This is a genomic window from Rhodococcus gordoniae, from assembly GCF_001646655.1.
Lineage (GTDB): Bacteria > Actinomycetota > Actinomycetes > Mycobacteriales > Mycobacteriaceae > Rhodococcus > Rhodococcus gordoniae.
Genome location: NZ_LPZN01000003.1, coordinates 79,959 through 94,365 on the forward strand (window position 1 = coordinate 79,959; position 14,407 = coordinate 94,365).

A 14,407-nucleotide genomic window follows, 5' to 3' on the forward strand; every position below is an offset into this window, starting at 1 on the left:
CGGGAGGTCCGTGATGACGGGCCTCCCGGCCGGCGTCGACTCACCAGCGGTAGTGCGCGAACGCCTTGTTGGCTTCAGCCATCTTGTGCGTGTCCTCGCGGCGCTTCACGGATGCGCCGAGGCCGTTGCTCGCGTCGAGGAGCTCGTTGGCGAGCCGCTCGACCATGGTCTTCTCGCGACGCTGACGCGAGAAGGTCACCAGCCAGCGCAGCGCGAGGGTGGTGGAACGACCGGGACGAACCTCGACCGGCACCTGGTAGGTGGCGCCACCGACGCGACGGCTGCGAACCTCGAGGGCGGGCTTGACGTTGTCGAGCGCGCGCTTGAGGGTGACGACCGGATCGGTGCCGGTCTTCTCGCGTGCCTGCTCGAGCGCCTGGTAGACGATGCGCTCGGCGGTGGACTTCTTGCCGTCCAGCAGGATCTTGTTGACCAGCTGGGTGACCAGCGGCGATCCGTAGACCGGATCGGCGATCAGCGGACGCTTGGGAGCGGGACCCTTACGTGGCATCAGCCCTTCTCCTTCTTCGCTCCGTAGCGGCTGCGGGCCTGCTTGCGGTTCTTGACACCCTGGGTGTCGAGCGAGCCGCGGATGATCTTGTAACGCACACCCGGGAGGTCCTTCACACGACCGCCACGCACGAGCACCATCGAGTGCTCCTGGAGGTTGTGGCCCTCACCGGGGATGTAGGCGGTGACCTCGACCTGGGAGGTCAGACGCACACGGGCGACCTTCCGGAGAGCCGAGTTCGGCTTCTTCGGGGTGGTGGTGTACACGCGAGTGCACACGCCGCGACGCTGGGGGCTGCCCTTGAGCGCCGCGCTCTTGACCTTGGCGGCCTTGTCGCGGCGGCCCTTACGGACCAGCTGATTGATGGTTGGCATTAACCGGCTTTCTTCGTTGTCTGAAGCTGCTCCCACGAGCAACCTCGGCTGTTCTGAAATTAGGGATCCATCGGTTGGGGCAAGAAAGCTGCTGCCCCTCACTCGCCCCTCGTGTGCACACGAGGTCGGGTGTGTCGCGTACCCCCACACAGGCAGCCGGGGGCTCGTTCCTGCAGATATCTACAGACCACGCGCACGGCACTACCTCGCATAGGCACACAGACCGGCCCGGGCATGCCGGACACGACCCACAACGATACCCGGCGGGCGCGCATGAGGTCAAAGCGAGGAGCGCACACCCTCCCGAGGATCCGCACACACCGTCAACTGCTGAGGTTCAGTGTGAGCCGAGCCAACGTAGCAGCAGCTTCGCAGGGGTCCACTCCTCCGGAGGTGTACTGCACCCACCAGCCGAAGATGCCGGTCGTCGACGCCCCCGAACTGACCCCGCACGACAGCGGATCGCCGGGCCGGCGCATCTGCAGGGCCCGACGACCTTCGACGGTCGTGTTCTCGACCTCGTACCCGAGCCCTTCACCGGCGGCGCGTTCGTGATCGAGGGAACCGGTCTCGAACCAGTTGAAGGTGATCTTCACGACTCCGGTGGGTCCTTCACCGTCCCATCGGCAGATCGCGCCGAAGAATCCTCGCAGGACGTAATCCGCTCCCACGGCTTCGGCGATCTTCTCGTCGGCGACCGCGTCGCACTCGGTGAGCAGCCGCGTGAACTCGGCACCCGCGCCGCCGCCGATCCCCTCCGGGACGGCTCGCCCGTCGACGGTGCGCGTGCACCCGGTGAGCAGGGCACCGGTGGCGAGGGCCGCCGTGAGCGCGGCGCCCCACCGGCGTGTGCGTCCCGCGATCACTTCTGCACCCTTTCCACGCTCGTGGTCGCGAGATCGCGGGCGACGACACACGCGTCGGCGACGGGCGTGAGGTTCGAGTACGACACCGACCAGTGGACGAAATCGCCACCGAACTCCACGCCGATCTCGCACAGCGTGGTCTGTCCCAGCTCGTTCTGGTACGACCCCATGAATCCGGCCCGTCCCCCGATCTCGACGTCGGCCGCGGGCCGGCCGATGAGATCGGAACCGGCACGTTCGCGTCCGATGGGACTTCCCCGGTACCAGGAGAAGCTCACACTGGGACCGCCGACGTAGACCTCCCATTCGCAGCCCACCGAGTTGCGCGTCACCGTCGCGAACGTTCCGAGACCGAAGGCCGCGGCCACCTCGTCGTCGGACATCGCGCCGCACTCGTCGAACAACGGGCCGGGGTCGGTCACGGACGCGGTCGGCGAGGTCTCGGCCTGCCCGGCGTCGCCGGAGTCCCCGCACGCGACGACACCGAGACCGATGAGACCGGCCGTCGCCACGGCAGCCGCCGTCCTTCCGATACGCGGGAGAGGCATGGCGGGAAGACTACCGAGCCGGACCCTCCCGCGTGCGGCGACTCGAGGACTCCCGCAGCACCTCGTCGAGCTGCGCGGCCCAGTGCCGGACGATCTCACGCCGGCGGGCCGAGTCGTCCGTCAACACATCGGCCAGGCCGAGGCCGCGCGCGAGATCCAGTGTCGCCTGGACCATCCGGTGCACCACCGGGTCGGTGTCGTCGGCGGCGAGTTGCTCGACGGCCACCGCGTGCGAGACGCGTCCGAACTTCTCCTCGAGCGGCAGGAGCCTCTCGCGCAACGCCGGGTCGGCCGCCGCGGCCGCCCTGCCCCCGACGCCCGCGGGTACGTCGAACGGCTCCGTGCGGACCCGTTCGATGCGGCTGTCGAACATGAACTCGAGCGACGCGGTGATGAGATCCTCCCGGGTCGGGAAGTGGTGCTGGGTGGCCCCGCGCGACACCCCCGCCCGCTCCGCGACCACCCCCACTGTGGTTGCGGCCCAACCTGATTCGGCGAGGCAGTCGATCGTCGCTTCGAGCAACCGCCGCCGCGTGGCGCGGCTGCGGTCCTGCTTCGGTTCTCGCCTCATCGGGCCTCCTCACCTGCCTGTCCCGTCAGGAATGATCTTTCGCCGAGCGGGTATTCGTGCGACCCCGGAACAGTACGCAAAGCTCATCATCCGTACACTCGTATAACAGGTCGGGGCGAAAGGGGGAGCACCACGTGGCGACCATCGTCAGGCGCGAGGACTACTTCGACGCCGCCCTGGCCATCCTGGCCACCAACGACCATGCCGGACTCAAGCAGGCACGCTTGTGCAGTCATCTCGAAGTGACGACCGGCTCGTTCTACAACTACTTCGAGAGCTGGGCGCAGTTCAAGACGGAGTTCCTGCAGCACTGGCTCGACAGCCAGACACTCCAGCACACCGCGGCGGCGCGCCTCGAGGGTTCCCTGCCCCGGCGGCTCCGGTTGCTCATCGACCTCGCGTGCGGCCTGCCCCACTCCGCCGAGTCCGCCCTCCGCGGCTGGTCGCACAGCGATTCGGGAGTCCACGAGGTGCAGAGCAAGGTCGACGAGCTGCGCTACGCGGTGGTGGCCGAAGCGGTGGCCCAGTACATCGGTTCGAGGGAAGAGGCGGATCGGTTCGCGCGGTTGGCCCTGTACACCCTCGTCGGCTACCAGCAGACCGTGCCCCTGCAGGACGTGAGCTCGTTGCGGTGGTCGCTCGGCTACCTGCTGCGGACGCTGCTCCCACCGGACGAAGCAGACCGCCTCTTCTCCTCGAATTCCGTCTAGTACGACTTCGGCAGACCCAGTGAGTGCTGGGCCACGAAGTTGAGGATCATCTCCCGGCTGACCGGCGCCACGCGAGCGATGCGCGCGGCGCCGAGCATCGCCGCGAGTCCGTACTCCCGGGTCAGCCCGGCACCACCGTGCGTCTGGATCGCCTGATCCAGCGCGGCGATCGCGGCCTCCCCCGCGGCGTACTTGGCCATGTTCGCGGCCTCCGCGGCCCCGAGATCGTCGCCGTTGTCGTAGAGGACGGCGGCCTTCTGCATCATGAGCTTCGCGAGTTCGAGCTCGATCTTGCGCTGCGCCAAGGGGTGGGCGATGCCCTGGTGCGCGCCGATGGGTTGCTTCCAGACGGTGCGGTCGTTGGCATAGCGCACCGCGGCGTCGAGGGCGTACCGCCCCATGCCCACCGCCATCGCCGCACCCATGATCCGCTCGGGATTCAGGCCGGAGAACAGCTGCATGAGCGCGGCCTCGGGTTCACCGACGAGCGCGTCGGCGGGAAGCCGCACATCGTCGAGGAAGAGGGAGAACTGGTAGTCCGGCTCGAGGATGTCCATCTCCATCGGTGTCCTCGTGAGGCCCGCGGCGTCGGTAGGCACGATGAACAGGGCCGGGCGGAGCTTTCCGGTCTTCGCGTCCTCTGTACGGGACACCACGAGCACGGCGTCGGCCTGGTCGACCCCGGAGATGTACACCTTGCTGCCGGAGAGGATCCAGTCGTCACCGTCGCGACGCGCGACCGTGGTGATGTTGTGCGAGTTGGATCCGGCGTCGGCCTCGGTGATACCGAACGCCATGATGCGTGAGCCGTCGGCGAGTCCGGGCAGCCACTGCTGCTTCTGGGCGGCGGTGCCGTACTTGGAGATGATGGTGCCGCAGATGGCCGGCGAGACCACGACGAGCAGCAGTCCCGCCCCCTTGGCCGACAACTCCTCCTGCACCAGCGCGAGCTCGTAGATGCCGGCACCGCCTCCTCCGTACTCCTCCGGAAGATTCACACCGAGGAAGCCGAGCTTGGATGCCTCGGCCCACAATTCGGTGAGCGGCTCGTGGGCGCGCGACTTGGGGAGCACGTAGTCCACGTAGTTGTAGCGTGCGGCCAGAGCCGCTACCGCAGCGCGCAGTTCCTTCTGCTCGTCGGTCTCGATGATGCTCAAGGGAATGCCTTCCGGTCGTGTCGGGACACGCGCCGTGGTCGGTCGCGTGAGGGAACAGGTGGGTCAGGCGCCGTAACCCAGCCGCTTGGCGGCGAGTTCGGTGAGGATCTCGGTGGTGCCGCCACCGATGCCGAGGATGCGCATGTCCCGGTACTGCCGTTCGACCTCGGATTCGGCCATGTACCCGAGGCCGCCGAAGAGCTGCACGGCCTGGTGGGCGACCCATTCGCCGGCCTCGACCGAGGTGTTCTTGGCGAAGCACACCTCGGCGATCAGGTCGGTCTCACCGGCCACGGCCCGTTCGGTGACGTGCCGGGTGTAGACACGCGCGACGTCGATGCGACGCGCCATGTCGGACAGCGTGCGCTGCACGGCCTGTCGGGTGATCAGCGGCCGGCCGAAGGTTTCGCGGTCGCGGCACCACTCGATCGTCAGGTCCAGGCACCGCTGCGCACCCGAATAGGCCTGTGCGGCCAGAGCTATCCGCTCGGAGACGAAACCCTGTGCGATCTGCCAGAATCCGGTGTTCTCCGTGCCGACGAGGTTGGCGGCCGGGACGCGGACGTCGGCGAACGACAACTCGGCGGTGTCCGAGGCACGCCAGCCCATCTTGTCGAGCTTGCGCGAGACGGTGAAACCCGGTGTGCCCTTCTCGATCACGAGGAGCGAGACTCCCCCGGCCCCGGGCCCGCCGGTACGGACCGCGGTGACCACGAAATCGGCGCGGCACCCGGAGGTGATGTAGGTCTTGGCCCCGTTGACGACGTAGTGGTCACCGTCGCGCACCGCGGTGGTCGTCAGATGGCCGACATCCGAACCGCCGCCCGGTTCGGTGATCGCGAGGGACCCGACGAGTTCGCCTGCGAGGGTGGGTCGTACCCACCTGTCGATCTGCTCGTGGTCGCCCGCCGCGATGAGGTGCGGTAGCGCGATACCGCACGTGAACAGCGACGCGAACGCACCACCCGACGCGCCCGCTTCGTGGAATGCCTCGCAGACGGTCAGCGTGTCGGCGCCGTCGCCGCCGGAACCGCCGACCTCCTCGGGGAAGCCGGCACCGAGCAGGCCGATCTTCGCGGCCTCGGCGTGCAGTTCGCGGGGCAGTTCGCCGGCGCGCTCCCAGTCGTCGAGGTGGGGCAGGATCTCGCGCTTCACGAAACCGGTGACGGTTTCGCGCAGGGCGAGACGCTCGGGGGTGGTCCACATGTTCACGGTGTCTCCGAACTCACGTTGTCTCCGAGGGTGTTCCGGCAGTCGGGATCGACCTCAGGAGGTCGACGAGGTGGGTGCGCGCCCGGGGCCGGGGGCGCCGGCGAAGGCCTGTGCGAGACCGAGCCACTCCTCGGCGTCCGGGCCGTCGGCGACGAGAGCGGTGTCGTCGCGGTGGACGCGTTGGGTGACGAGCAGGCAGAAGTCGAGGGCCGGGCCGGTGACCGACTGCGTCGCATCATCCGGTCCCCATTCCCAGCTCCCACCGTCCGGGCTGGTGAGTACCACGCGGAACGGCTCGGTCGGAGGCGTCCGGTCGCGGATGACGTACGCGAAATCGCGCGTCCGCACACCCAGGTGCGCGATGTTCTTCAGACGCGCGGTGGGAGCGCGTGTGACGCCGAGGGTGTCCGCGACGTCTCCCCCGTGCGCCCAGGTCTCCATCAGTCGCGCCGTCGCCATCGAGGCAGGCGACATCGGCGGGCCGAACCACAGGATCTTCGTTCCGCGCGGCACCCCGGCGAGGGCGTCCCCGAGTTCGCGGCGAGTGTCGCGCCAGTCGGCGAGCAACTCCGCGGACGGCCTGCCCGCCTGCTCCTCGGCACCCACGTCGACGAACCCCAGCGGGTCGCCGAACGCCGCTTCGACCGTCTTCACGAAGGCGTCCGGGTCGCGGACGGCGGTGAGCGCCGCCCGGTCGGTCCACAGCAGATGGCCGATCTGGTGGGCGATGGTCCACCCGGCCGCGGGCGTGGGCAGTGTCCAGCTCTCCTCGGGCAGAGTCGCGACGAGCGCGTCGAGATCGTCGCCCTCCGCGCGCAGATCGTCGAGGACCGTGTGCAGATCGGACATGAGGCAAGCGTCACACGTCGCCCCTCTGAAATCAAGCACTTGTGATTGTTTTGGGACCGGCGCGCTCCTCGAACCCGTCGGACAGACTGACGGAATGGCCGACGACCACCGCACACACACCGTCGCGCCTGTCGTCGCGGTCCTCACCGCGGTGCTGTCGATGCAGTTCGGGGCAGCGCTCGCCGCAACGCTGTTCGATCGGGTGGGCGCCCTCGGCACCGTGACCCTGCGCCTCCTCTTCGCAGCCGTCGTCCTCTGCGTGATCACCCGTCCTCGGCTACGGACGTGGAGGCCGGAACAATGGCGGGCGGTGGTGACACTGGGCGCGAGTCTCGCGCTCATGAACACGGCGTTCTACGGCGCGTTGACCCGGCTTCCCCTCGCCGCGACCGTCACCATCGAGTTCCTCGGCCCACTCGGACTGGCCGCATTCCTGTCCCGGCGCGTCCGGGACGCGCTGTGGGTGGTGCTCGCGCTGACCGGGGTGGTCCTGCTCGGCGTCGGTGACGGTGCCGGGCTGTCCACCGGACTCGATCCGGTCGGGGTCGCCTTCGCACTGGTCGCCGCTTCCGGTTGGGCCTGGTACATCGTGGCGGGATCCCGTGTGGCGACGACCCTGCCCGGGTCGGCCGGCACGGCCGGCGCCACGGCGATCGCCGCCGTCGTCGTCCTGCCGTTCGGCGCGGCGACGGCCGGCACGGAACTCCTCCGGCCCGACCTCGTACTCGCGGGTCTCGCCGTGGCGCTGCTGTCGTCGGCGATCCCGTACACCCTCGAGATCCGCGCACTACGCGACCTGTCGAAGGAAGTGTTCGCGATCCTCATCGCGCTCGAACCCGCCGCCGCGGCGCTCGCAGGGGTCGTGGTGCTCGGACAGCTCGTCGAACCCCTCGCCCTCGTGGGCATCGCGCTCGTCGTGATCGCCGGCATCGGCGCGCTGCGCACCTCGCGAACGTGACGTGGGCCTGCCCGGTACGCGTGGTCAGCGGATGCGCGTGATCATGCGGACCAGCTCCCCCGCGGGGCCGGGCAGGGCGCGCGGCGGCCGCCACACCGCGCGGAGCACCCGTTGCAGGTCGAGTCCGTCCACCGCGACCGCGACCAGACGGCCGGAGTCCAGATACTCCTCCACCGCAAGGGTGCTGAGCACGGCCGGTCCGGTACCGCCGAGCACACTGGTGCGGACCGCGGCGCCGCTCCCGAGCTCGAGCAGTGGTGCGGCCCGGTCGTACTCCTGCAGTGCGAGGTCGAGGGTGCGGCGCGTTCCGGATCCCTCCTCACGGACGACCAGTGGTGTCGCGGCGAGTTCGGTCACCGCGAGCGGGCGCCGTCGCCGTGCCCAGGGATGCCCCGGTGGGACGACCACGACGAGGCGGTCGCGTGCCACCGCGACGCTGTGCAGTCCGTCGGGGACGGTGGGTCCTTCGACGAAACCGACGTCGCATCCGCCCTCGGCGACGACATCGCAGACCCGCAGGGAGTTGTGGACCTGCAACTGGATCTGGACGTCGTGGCGGATCGCGCGAAAGGCGCCGAGCCATCGTGGGATGAGGTGCTCGGCGACCGTCATGGACGCCGCGACGACCAGTTCGGGCTGCTGCGCGACGCGCAATGCCGCAGCGGCGTCGAGCAGGCGTTCCGCATCGGCCAGGACTGCCCGCGCCCAGTGCGCGACCACCGTGCCCTCGGGGGTGAGCACCGAGCCCGTCCGTCCCCGCCGCACGAGGACCGCCCCGAGTTGCCGCTCGAGCCGCCGCAGCATGCGGGTCGCGTTGGGCTGGGCGAGACCGGCGGCGCGGGCGGCAGCGCCGAGCCCGCCCCGATCGTCGACCCCGACGAGCAGTTCCAGAGCAACGAGATCCGGCCAGGTGGTCATGCCCGAACGATATGCCTTTCCTTCTTCTCATATCCGATCGATATGACTTCATGCTCGATCGACGGCTGGCGCGGACACCGCGGCGACGGAAGAGTCGAGGCATGCTCACCGTCCACGCGCCCTCGTCCCGGCCGACCGTCGTCCCGGGTCTCCTGGTGGCCGCCGCAGGTGCCGTCGTCGCCTTCGCTGCAGCACACCTGATCCCGGGTGCGAGTCCACTGCTCGTCGCGATCGTCCTGGGTGTGGTGACGGCGAACGCGGGCCTTCCGGCACGGGTCGCCGGTGCGCTGGAGCCGGGTCTGGGCGCGGCGTCGAAACACCTGCTCCGAGTGGGGGTCGCACTCCTCGGTTTGCAGCTCGCGGTCTCCGATCTCGTCGGCCTCGGATGGGGCACGGCACTCGTCGCGGCGATCGTCGTCGTCGCGGGGATCGGAGGCTCGCTCGCCTTCGGGGCCTGGCTCGGTGTGGGCTGGACGCAGCGCCTGCTCATCGCGTGCGGTTTCTCGATCTGCGGTGCCGCGGCTGCGGCTGCGGTCGACGGCGTGATCGATTCGCGCAAGCGCGAACTCGTGACCACCGTCGCGCTGGTGGTCGTGTTCGGCACCGCGATGATCCCGCTCGTTCCGCTCGTCGCCGGGATGCTCGGGCTCGCCCCCGAGACGGCCGGCCTGTGGGCGGGCGCGGCGATCCACGAGGTTGCCCAGGTGGTCGCGACCGGCACCGCACTCGAAGCCACTGCCGGTGGGGTGCTCGCCGCGGCGGTGACGGTCAAGCTCGCCCGGGTGGCACTGCTGGCTCCGGTCGTGGCGGTCGTCGGGGTCGTCGCCCGCCGTCGCGGTGAGGGACGCCGCGACGGACGGACTCCCCCGATCGTGCCGATCTTCCTGCTGGGATTTCTCGCCTGCGTCGCACTGCGCTCGGCCGGAGTACTGGACCCGGTCGTCGTGGACGCGGCGCGGACGGTACAGAGCGCTCTGCTGACGGTCGCGATGTTCGCCCTGGGGGCGGGGGTGCGCCGGGAGGTGCTTCGCGGCGTGGGGTGGCGCCCGATCGCCCTCGCGGCGGCAGCAACCCTCTGGGTCGCGGTGATCGCGCTGGTCGGCGTGTGGTCGCTGGGTGGGCGTTGAGGCTCGGCGGGCGATGAAGATCAGCGGGCGAGGAAGATCAGCGGGCGAGGAGGATCAGCACGGCCGACGAGATCGCGAGTACCACGACCGTGACGGTGACCGCGACGTTGCGCCACCAGAAGTAGGGGGCGCGACCTGCGATCAGTCCCCGTACGCGCGCACGGTGACCGGTCCGGGACGCCAGTAGCACCGCGAGTACGGGCACGAGGCAGACGAGCCCGATCGTCGCGACGACCGGACCCGGGCCGGGAACGAATCGCATGAATCCGAGCACCACCGCGCCGAGCACCGAACCGGTACGCAGCCATGCCAGGCTCGTCCGTTCGGGCTGCAGCCCGGTGTCGCCGTGCCGCAGGTCGTCCGGCCTCACCGTGCTGCCCTTCTCACCGCACCACCCTTCTCACCAGGCGATCGCGACGGCCAGCACGACGCCGGCCACCCCGAGGGCCACCGCCAGCAGGTAGGCGGCCCACGGCACCGGGAGAGCACGACCCGTGCGCATCGCATGCTCGACACGGTGCCAGCGGATCAGCGCGAACACCATGAGCAGGGCGGCGAACCCGAGCAGGGTGCACGCCAGCACCGTGCGGAGCCCTCCCGAGACGATGCCGCCCCCGAAGGTCTCCAGTGCGACGGCCGCGGCGATGACACCCAGCGCGGTGCGCACCCACGCCAGGAAGGTGCGCTCGTTGGCCAGCGTGAAGCGAGGGTCGGGGTCGGTGCCGTCGCGCAGCGCCTTCGGGCGCCAGCCTTCGCGGGTCTCCACAGAGCGGACTCTATCCCGGACCGATCAGCCCACGACGAGATCCGACCCGCGTGCCGCCACGGGACGCGATTTCAGGGGCCGCTTCGCCGGTCCCTCGATCGGCACACCCTCGAGGTCGAACCGGCTGCCGTGGCACGGGCAGATGATGCGCTCGCCGTCGACGCCGCTGAGATTGCACCCCTGGTGGCTGCAGATCGCGATGAACGCGCGGAAGTGGCCCTCCGCGGGCTGGGTGACGACGAGCCTCTGCGATTCGAGCAGTACGCCCCCGCCGACCGGTACGTCCGCGACGGCAGCGACCACCTCCGCGTCGGGCCCGGGAGGTGCGGTCGTGGTGGGCGCCGCCGCTGCCGGTCGGTCCTCACCGACGTCGCCGGACGATCCGCAGGCGGTCAGTGCCACGCCGGCCGTCACCACGCCCGCTCCGCCGATGAGTGTGCGGCGGGTCAGCGCCGTGCGGTCGAGACTGTCGCTGCTCATGCACATGTCCGTTCGGGTAGAGAACTGTTCTCCCGAGCCTAACGACGAACGTCCGGACGGGCCGCGACCTGCGTCACCCGCCACGTTCGCTACCGGCGCAGCGACGCGAGCAGCGGAAGGCGCCGGCGACGCCGGCCGAGTTCGACGAGGGCCTCACGGTCGGTGATCTTGACGCGTGGACGGCCCTGTGCGTGCCCGGCCCGTCGCTCGGCGGTGTCGATGGCCTTCCATCCGTCGAGGTCGACGCGATCGGGCCGGCGCTGCGCGAGCAACCGGTTCAGGGCATCGCGGTCGCCGCGCGGGGCGGCGAGTGCCCCGGAGTCGAAGTCGGCCAGCAGCGCCGCGACGGTCTCCTTCGCGCAACCCTTGTTGGTGCCGATGACGCCGCTCGGTCCGCGCTTGGCCCACCCGGTGACATAGACACCGGTGTCGACGCGACCGCCGGTGTTGGGGACGACGCCGCGGGCGTCGTCGAAGGGCACACCCGGCACGGGGACACCGCGATAGCCGATCGATCGGAGCACGAGCGTGGCGGGCAGGTCCTCGAACCGGCCGGTGGGGTGGGCCGCGAGGCGCCCACCGTCGTCGACGAGTTCGGTGCGTTCGACCCGCACGCCGGTCACATGGTCGTCGCCGAGCAGTTCGCTCGGTGCAGCGAGATACCGGAAGACGATGCGGCGGTGGCCCGGGCGGACGGGGCGTCCGGCGTACTCGCGGGCGAGTCGCACACGCAGCGCGGTCGCCGGATCCTCCTCCACGGCCCCGGCACTCACCGGATCGAGTTCGAGGTCCTCCTCGTCGACGACGACGTCGACGCCCGTGAGATCGCCGAGGGCGAGGAACTCCGGATTGCTGTACGCGGCCTGTGCCGGTCCGCGCCGCCCCAGCAGGACCACCTCACGGATGTTGCTCTTCCGCAGGGCCTTCAGCGCGTGATCGGCGATGTCGGTGCACGCCAGTTCGCCGACGTCCATCGTGAGGATCCGCGCGACATCGAGGGCCACGTTGCCGTTCCCGATGATCACGGCCCGTTCGCCGGAAAGGTCGAAGGCCTGGCCGGCGTGGTCGGGGTGCCCGTTGTACCAGGCGACGAACTCGGTGGCGGCGTGGCTGCCGGGCAGATCCTCGCCCGCGATCCCGAGTCGGCGGTCGGACGACGCACCGGTCGCATAGATCACCGCGTGATGGTGGTCGAGCAGCTCCGCGTGGGTGATGTCGCGACCGATCTCGGTGGCGAGGTGGAGGGCGAACTCCTCGCGCCGGAACGACCGTTCGAACGATTCGGTGACCGCCTTGGTCCCCGGGTGATCGGGAGCGACGCCGGCGCGCACGAGCCCGAAGGGGGTGGGGAGCCGGTCGAACATCTCGACCTCGACGTCGGACCGCTCGAGGAGTTCCTGGGCGGCATAGCAGGCCGCGGGACCGGCGCCGACGATCGCGACCCGCAACGTGCCGCGATCGCGCGGAGGCGCCGGGGTGGGCACGAGCGGTTGCCAGCCCTCCGGCATCGGATGGTTCTCGTACCAGGCCGCGTTGATCTCGGCGAACCGCGCCTGCGACGGACGGAGCTTGTCGTCGGGCAGGATCGCCTCGACCGGGCACGCGTCGGCGCACGCACCGCAGTCGATGCAGGTCTGCGGGTCGATGTGCAGCATCTCGGCGGTGGCGAACTCGGGCTCGTCCGGTGAGGGATGGATGCAGTTCACGGGGCAGACCGCGACGCAGCTCGCGTCGTTGCAGCAGGTCTGGGTGATCACGTAGGCCATGGGGGTCCTCGCCAGCCGGGCGGAGCGTCCGCGAAGTTCATGTAACGGTGCGTAACAGTTAATACGACTGTAGCGGGGGTCACCGCACGTTCGCAAGAGAACCTGCGACCACCCGGCGAAACTGCGAGAATCGCACGATCGGACATCCGACCCGGGGGGACCACATGGCCACGTCGACACCGACCACCGATCTGCCTCGGACCCTGCCGCTGACGCCACTACCGGACGGCGCGGATCCCTACTCCACCGAGCGCACCGTCCGTACCGGCGACGTCGACACCGGCAGACGACTCCGGCTCGACGGCATCGCCCGCTATCTCCAGGACATCGGCACCGACAATCTCGCCGCCGTGGGGGCAGCCGATACCGACCCGCTGTGGATCGTCCGGCGCACGGTCGTCGACGTGCACCGCCCCGCCGAATACGGCCGGACACTCCGGTTGCGCCGCTGGTGCGACGCACTGTCGACGCGGTGGGCGAACGTGCGGGTCCGACTCGACGATCCCGGCTACGTGCCCGGCGGTCCGCTGATCGAGACCGCGGCGTTCTGGATCGACATCGGCCCCACCACCGGCGCACCCACCCGGATCAGCGACAGCCTGTTCGAGCACATGTCCCGATACGCGCAGGACACGCGCCTGAAGTGGAAGGCATGGCTGCCCGACCGCGCACCCGACGAGGTGGACGACGAACGCGTCTTTCCGCTGCGCGCCACCGATCTCGACCCGTTCGGGCACGTCAACAACGCCGTCTACTGGCACGGCGTCGAGGAGGTCCTGACCCTGCGGCCCGAGATCCCGGAGGCACCGTACCGTGCGGTCATCGAACATCTGCGTCCCGTGGCCGCCGGCGAGACCCTCACCCTGCGGACGACCCTGCAGGAGGACGGGCTGACGGTGTGGTTCACGGTCGCGGATCACACTCGCGCGGTCGCGTGGATCGGCCGGAATCCGGACGCTCTACGGTGGACTCCATGACCCGTACCCTGATCTTGCTGCGCCACGGCAAGTCCGCGTACCCGGACGATGTGGACGATCACGAGCGTCCCCTCTCCCCCCGCGGACGCCGCGAGGCCGGACTCGCCGGTCGCTGGATCCGGGCGAACCTGCCCGAGGTCGACGCCGTGCTGTGCTCCACCGCGACCCGTACGCGCAAGACACTCACCGAGGCCGCGGTCGAGGCTCCCGTGGAGTTCCGCGACAGCCTGTATCACGCCGATCCGAAGACCCTGGTCACCGAGATCCGGCGAACGGCCGACGACGTACACACCCTGCTGGTCGTCGGGCACGAGCCGACGCTGTCCGCCACCGTCCTCGGGCTGATCACCGATCACGGCACCGACGCCGCCCATCAGGTCACCGAGAAGTTCCCCACCTCCGCGATCGCGGTACTCACCGTGAGCGGGTCGTGGGCCGAATTGTCGCGTGGCACGGCCGAGCTCGTGGACTTCCACATTCCGCGCTGACGCGGCCCGGCCGACGCCGTCGGCACGACGCACAGGCACGTCCTCACCGTTTCCCGTATCCGGGCCGACGGCCCCCGGGAACACCGCGCGATGCCCGCGCCGAGAAGAAACGACGAAGGTCCCGCCCCC

18 protein-coding genes are annotated in these 14,407 nt (G+C 69.9%); 5 read left to right on the forward strand and 13 right to left on the reverse strand.

What is annotated here, in order from left to right:
• Positions 1-40: 40 nt before the first annotated feature.
• The 5 genes from rpsG to A8G18_RS02075 form a co-directional block, all read right to left on the reverse strand.
• Complete coding sequence (gene rpsG / locus A8G18_RS02055; RefSeq protein ID WP_006552257.1) at positions 41-511, reverse strand: 30S ribosomal protein S7; 471 nt, start codon at positions 509-511, stop codon at positions 41-43.
• Positions 511-885 carry a 30S ribosomal protein S12 gene (gene rpsL, locus A8G18_RS02060; RefSeq protein ID WP_006552258.1) on the reverse strand — a complete coding sequence of 125 codons (375 nt, stop codon included), beginning with the start codon at positions 883-885 and terminating at the stop codon, positions 511-513. Before rpsL ends, rpsG begins: the two co-directional genes overlap by 1 nt.
• Positions 886-1,208: 323 nt before the next feature.
• On the reverse strand, positions 1,209-1,748 hold the full coding sequence (locus tag A8G18_RS02065; RefSeq protein WP_026002843.1) for a DUF3558 domain-containing protein: 540 nt from the start codon (positions 1,746-1,748) through the stop codon (positions 1,209-1,211).
• Complete coding sequence (locus A8G18_RS02070; protein ID WP_371053381.1) at positions 1,748-2,299, reverse strand: DUF3558 domain-containing protein; 552 nt, start codon at positions 2,297-2,299, stop codon at positions 1,748-1,750. The genes A8G18_RS02065 and A8G18_RS02070 overlap by 1 nt, the downstream gene beginning before the upstream one ends.
• Before the next feature lie 10 nt (positions 2,300-2,309).
• Entirely contained in the window at positions 2,310-2,870 is a 561-nt protein-coding gene (locus A8G18_RS02075; RefSeq protein ID WP_064062559.1) for a TetR/AcrR family transcriptional regulator, read from the reverse strand.
• A 134-nt stretch (positions 2,871-3,004) separates the two neighbouring features.
• Here A8G18_RS02075 and A8G18_RS02080 point away from each other — a divergent pair, with 134 nt between their 5' ends.
• Positions 3,005-3,580, forward strand: coding sequence for a TetR/AcrR family transcriptional regulator (locus A8G18_RS02080; protein WP_016932153.1), 576 nt, complete (start codon positions 3,005-3,007; stop codon positions 3,578-3,580).
• Here the strand turns inward: A8G18_RS02080 and A8G18_RS02085 are convergent.
• From A8G18_RS02085 to A8G18_RS02095, 3 genes are all read right to left on the reverse strand, one after another.
• The gene (locus A8G18_RS02085; RefSeq protein ID WP_064062560.1) at positions 3,577-4,737 is read right to left on the reverse strand and encodes an acyl-CoA dehydrogenase family protein; all 1,161 of its coding nucleotides are present in this window, start codon (positions 4,735-4,737) and stop codon (positions 3,577-3,579) included. The two genes, A8G18_RS02080 and A8G18_RS02085, sit on opposite strands and share 4 nt — an antisense overlap.
• A 63-nt stretch (positions 4,738-4,800) precedes the next feature.
• Positions 4,801-5,949, reverse strand: coding sequence for an acyl-CoA dehydrogenase family protein (locus A8G18_RS02090; protein ID WP_064062561.1), 1,149 nt, complete (start codon positions 5,947-5,949; stop codon positions 4,801-4,803).
• Positions 5,950-6,003: 54 nt separating this feature from the next.
• Complete coding sequence (locus tag A8G18_RS02095; RefSeq protein ID WP_064062562.1) at positions 6,004-6,798, reverse strand: TIGR03084 family metal-binding protein; 795 nt, start codon at positions 6,796-6,798, stop codon at positions 6,004-6,006.
• A 94-nt stretch (positions 6,799-6,892) separates the two neighbouring features.
• Between A8G18_RS02095 and A8G18_RS02100 the strand changes: the two genes are divergently transcribed.
• Complete coding sequence (locus tag A8G18_RS02100; RefSeq protein WP_064062563.1) at positions 6,893-7,756, forward strand: EamA family transporter; 864 nt, start codon at positions 6,893-6,895, stop codon at positions 7,754-7,756.
• Between the two features lie 24 nt (positions 7,757-7,780).
• Here A8G18_RS02100 and A8G18_RS02105 read toward each other — a convergent pair whose 3' ends face one another.
• Entirely contained in the window at positions 7,781-8,674 is an 894-nt protein-coding gene (locus A8G18_RS02105; RefSeq protein WP_016932158.1) for a LysR family transcriptional regulator, read from the reverse strand.
• Positions 8,675-8,775: 101 nt separating this feature from the next.
• Here A8G18_RS02105 and A8G18_RS02110 point away from each other — a divergent pair, with 101 nt between their 5' ends.
• Positions 8,776-9,801, forward strand: a complete 1,026-nt coding sequence (locus tag A8G18_RS02110; protein ID WP_064062564.1) for a YeiH family protein — start codon at positions 8,776-8,778, stop codon at positions 9,799-9,801.
• Positions 9,802-9,838: 37 nt separating this feature from the next.
• On the opposite strand, the gene A8G18_RS02115 is transcribed toward A8G18_RS02110, so the two are convergent.
• From A8G18_RS02115 to A8G18_RS02130, 4 genes are all read right to left on the reverse strand, one after another.
• Positions 9,839-10,171: a DUF202 domain-containing protein gene (locus tag A8G18_RS02115; RefSeq protein ID WP_064062565.1), complete on the reverse strand. Its 333-nt coding sequence runs from the start codon at positions 10,169-10,171 to the stop codon at positions 9,839-9,841.
• Positions 10,172-10,201: 30 nt separating this feature from the next.
• Positions 10,202-10,567, reverse strand: a complete 366-nt coding sequence (locus tag A8G18_RS02120) for a YidH family protein (protein WP_064062566.1) — start codon at positions 10,565-10,567, stop codon at positions 10,202-10,204.
• 24 nt (positions 10,568-10,591) lie between these two features.
• Complete coding sequence (locus A8G18_RS02125) at positions 10,592-11,047, reverse strand: Rieske (2Fe-2S) protein (RefSeq protein ID WP_064062567.1); 456 nt, start codon at positions 11,045-11,047, stop codon at positions 10,592-10,594.
• An 89-nt stretch (positions 11,048-11,136) separates the two neighbouring features.
• Entirely contained in the window at positions 11,137-12,813 is a 1,677-nt protein-coding gene (locus A8G18_RS02130) for an FAD-dependent oxidoreductase (protein WP_064062568.1), read from the reverse strand.
• 164 nt (positions 12,814-12,977) lie between these two features.
• Here A8G18_RS02130 and A8G18_RS02135 point away from each other — a divergent pair, with 164 nt between their 5' ends.
• Together A8G18_RS02135 and A8G18_RS02140 are read left to right on the forward strand one after the other, a co-directional pair.
• On the forward strand, positions 12,978-13,790 hold the full coding sequence (locus A8G18_RS02135) for an acyl-[acyl-carrier-protein] thioesterase (RefSeq protein ID WP_064062569.1): 813 nt from the start codon (positions 12,978-12,980) through the stop codon (positions 13,788-13,790).
• A complete protein-coding gene (locus A8G18_RS02140) occupies positions 13,787-14,278 on the forward strand; it encodes a SixA phosphatase family protein (RefSeq protein WP_016934673.1) in 492 nt (163 codons plus the stop codon). Before A8G18_RS02135 ends, A8G18_RS02140 begins: the two co-directional genes overlap by 4 nt.
• Positions 14,279-14,407 lie beyond the last annotated feature (129 nt).

Bases quoted from the DNA above. Each gene is read 5' to 3' on its own strand.
- A8G18_RS02075 (WP_064062559.1), bottom strand. From the start codon at position 2,870: ATGAGGCGAGAACCGAAGCAGGACCGCAGCCGCGCCACGCGGCGGCGG.
- A8G18_RS02105 (WP_016932158.1), bottom strand. From the start codon at position 8,674: ATGACCACCTGGCCGGATCTCGTTGCTCTGGAACTGCTCGTCGGGGTC.
- A8G18_RS02095 (WP_064062562.1), bottom strand. From the start codon at position 6,798: ATGTCCGATCTGCACACGGTCCTCGACGATCTGCGCGCGGAGGGCGAC.
- A8G18_RS02140 (WP_016934673.1), top strand. From the start codon at position 13,787: ATGACCCGTACCCTGATCTTGCTGCGCCACGGCAAGTCCGCGTACCCG.
- A8G18_RS02135 (WP_064062569.1), top strand. From the start codon at position 12,978: ATGGCCACGTCGACACCGACCACCGATCTGCCTCGGACCCTGCCGCTG.
- rpsG (WP_006552257.1), bottom strand. From the start codon at position 511: ATGCCACGTAAGGGTCCCGCTCCCAAGCGTCCGCTGATCGCCGATCCG.
- A8G18_RS02130 (WP_064062568.1), bottom strand. From the start codon at position 12,813: ATGGCCTACGTGATCACCCAGACCTGCTGCAACGACGCGAGCTGCGTC.
- A8G18_RS02110 (WP_064062564.1), top strand. From the start codon at position 8,776: ATGCTCACCGTCCACGCGCCCTCGTCCCGGCCGACCGTCGTCCCGGGT.
- rpsL (WP_006552258.1), bottom strand. From the start codon at position 885: ATGCCAACCATCAATCAGCTGGTCCGTAAGGGCCGCCGCGACAAGGCC.
- A8G18_RS02070 (WP_371053381.1), bottom strand. From the start codon at position 2,299: ATGCCTCTCCCGCGTATCGGAAGGACGGCGGCTGCCGTGGCGACGGCC.
- A8G18_RS02100 (WP_064062563.1), top strand. From the start codon at position 6,893: ATGGCCGACGACCACCGCACACACACCGTCGCGCCTGTCGTCGCGGTC.
- A8G18_RS02125 (WP_064062567.1), bottom strand. From the start codon at position 11,047: ATGAGCAGCGACAGTCTCGACCGCACGGCGCTGACCCGCCGCACACTC.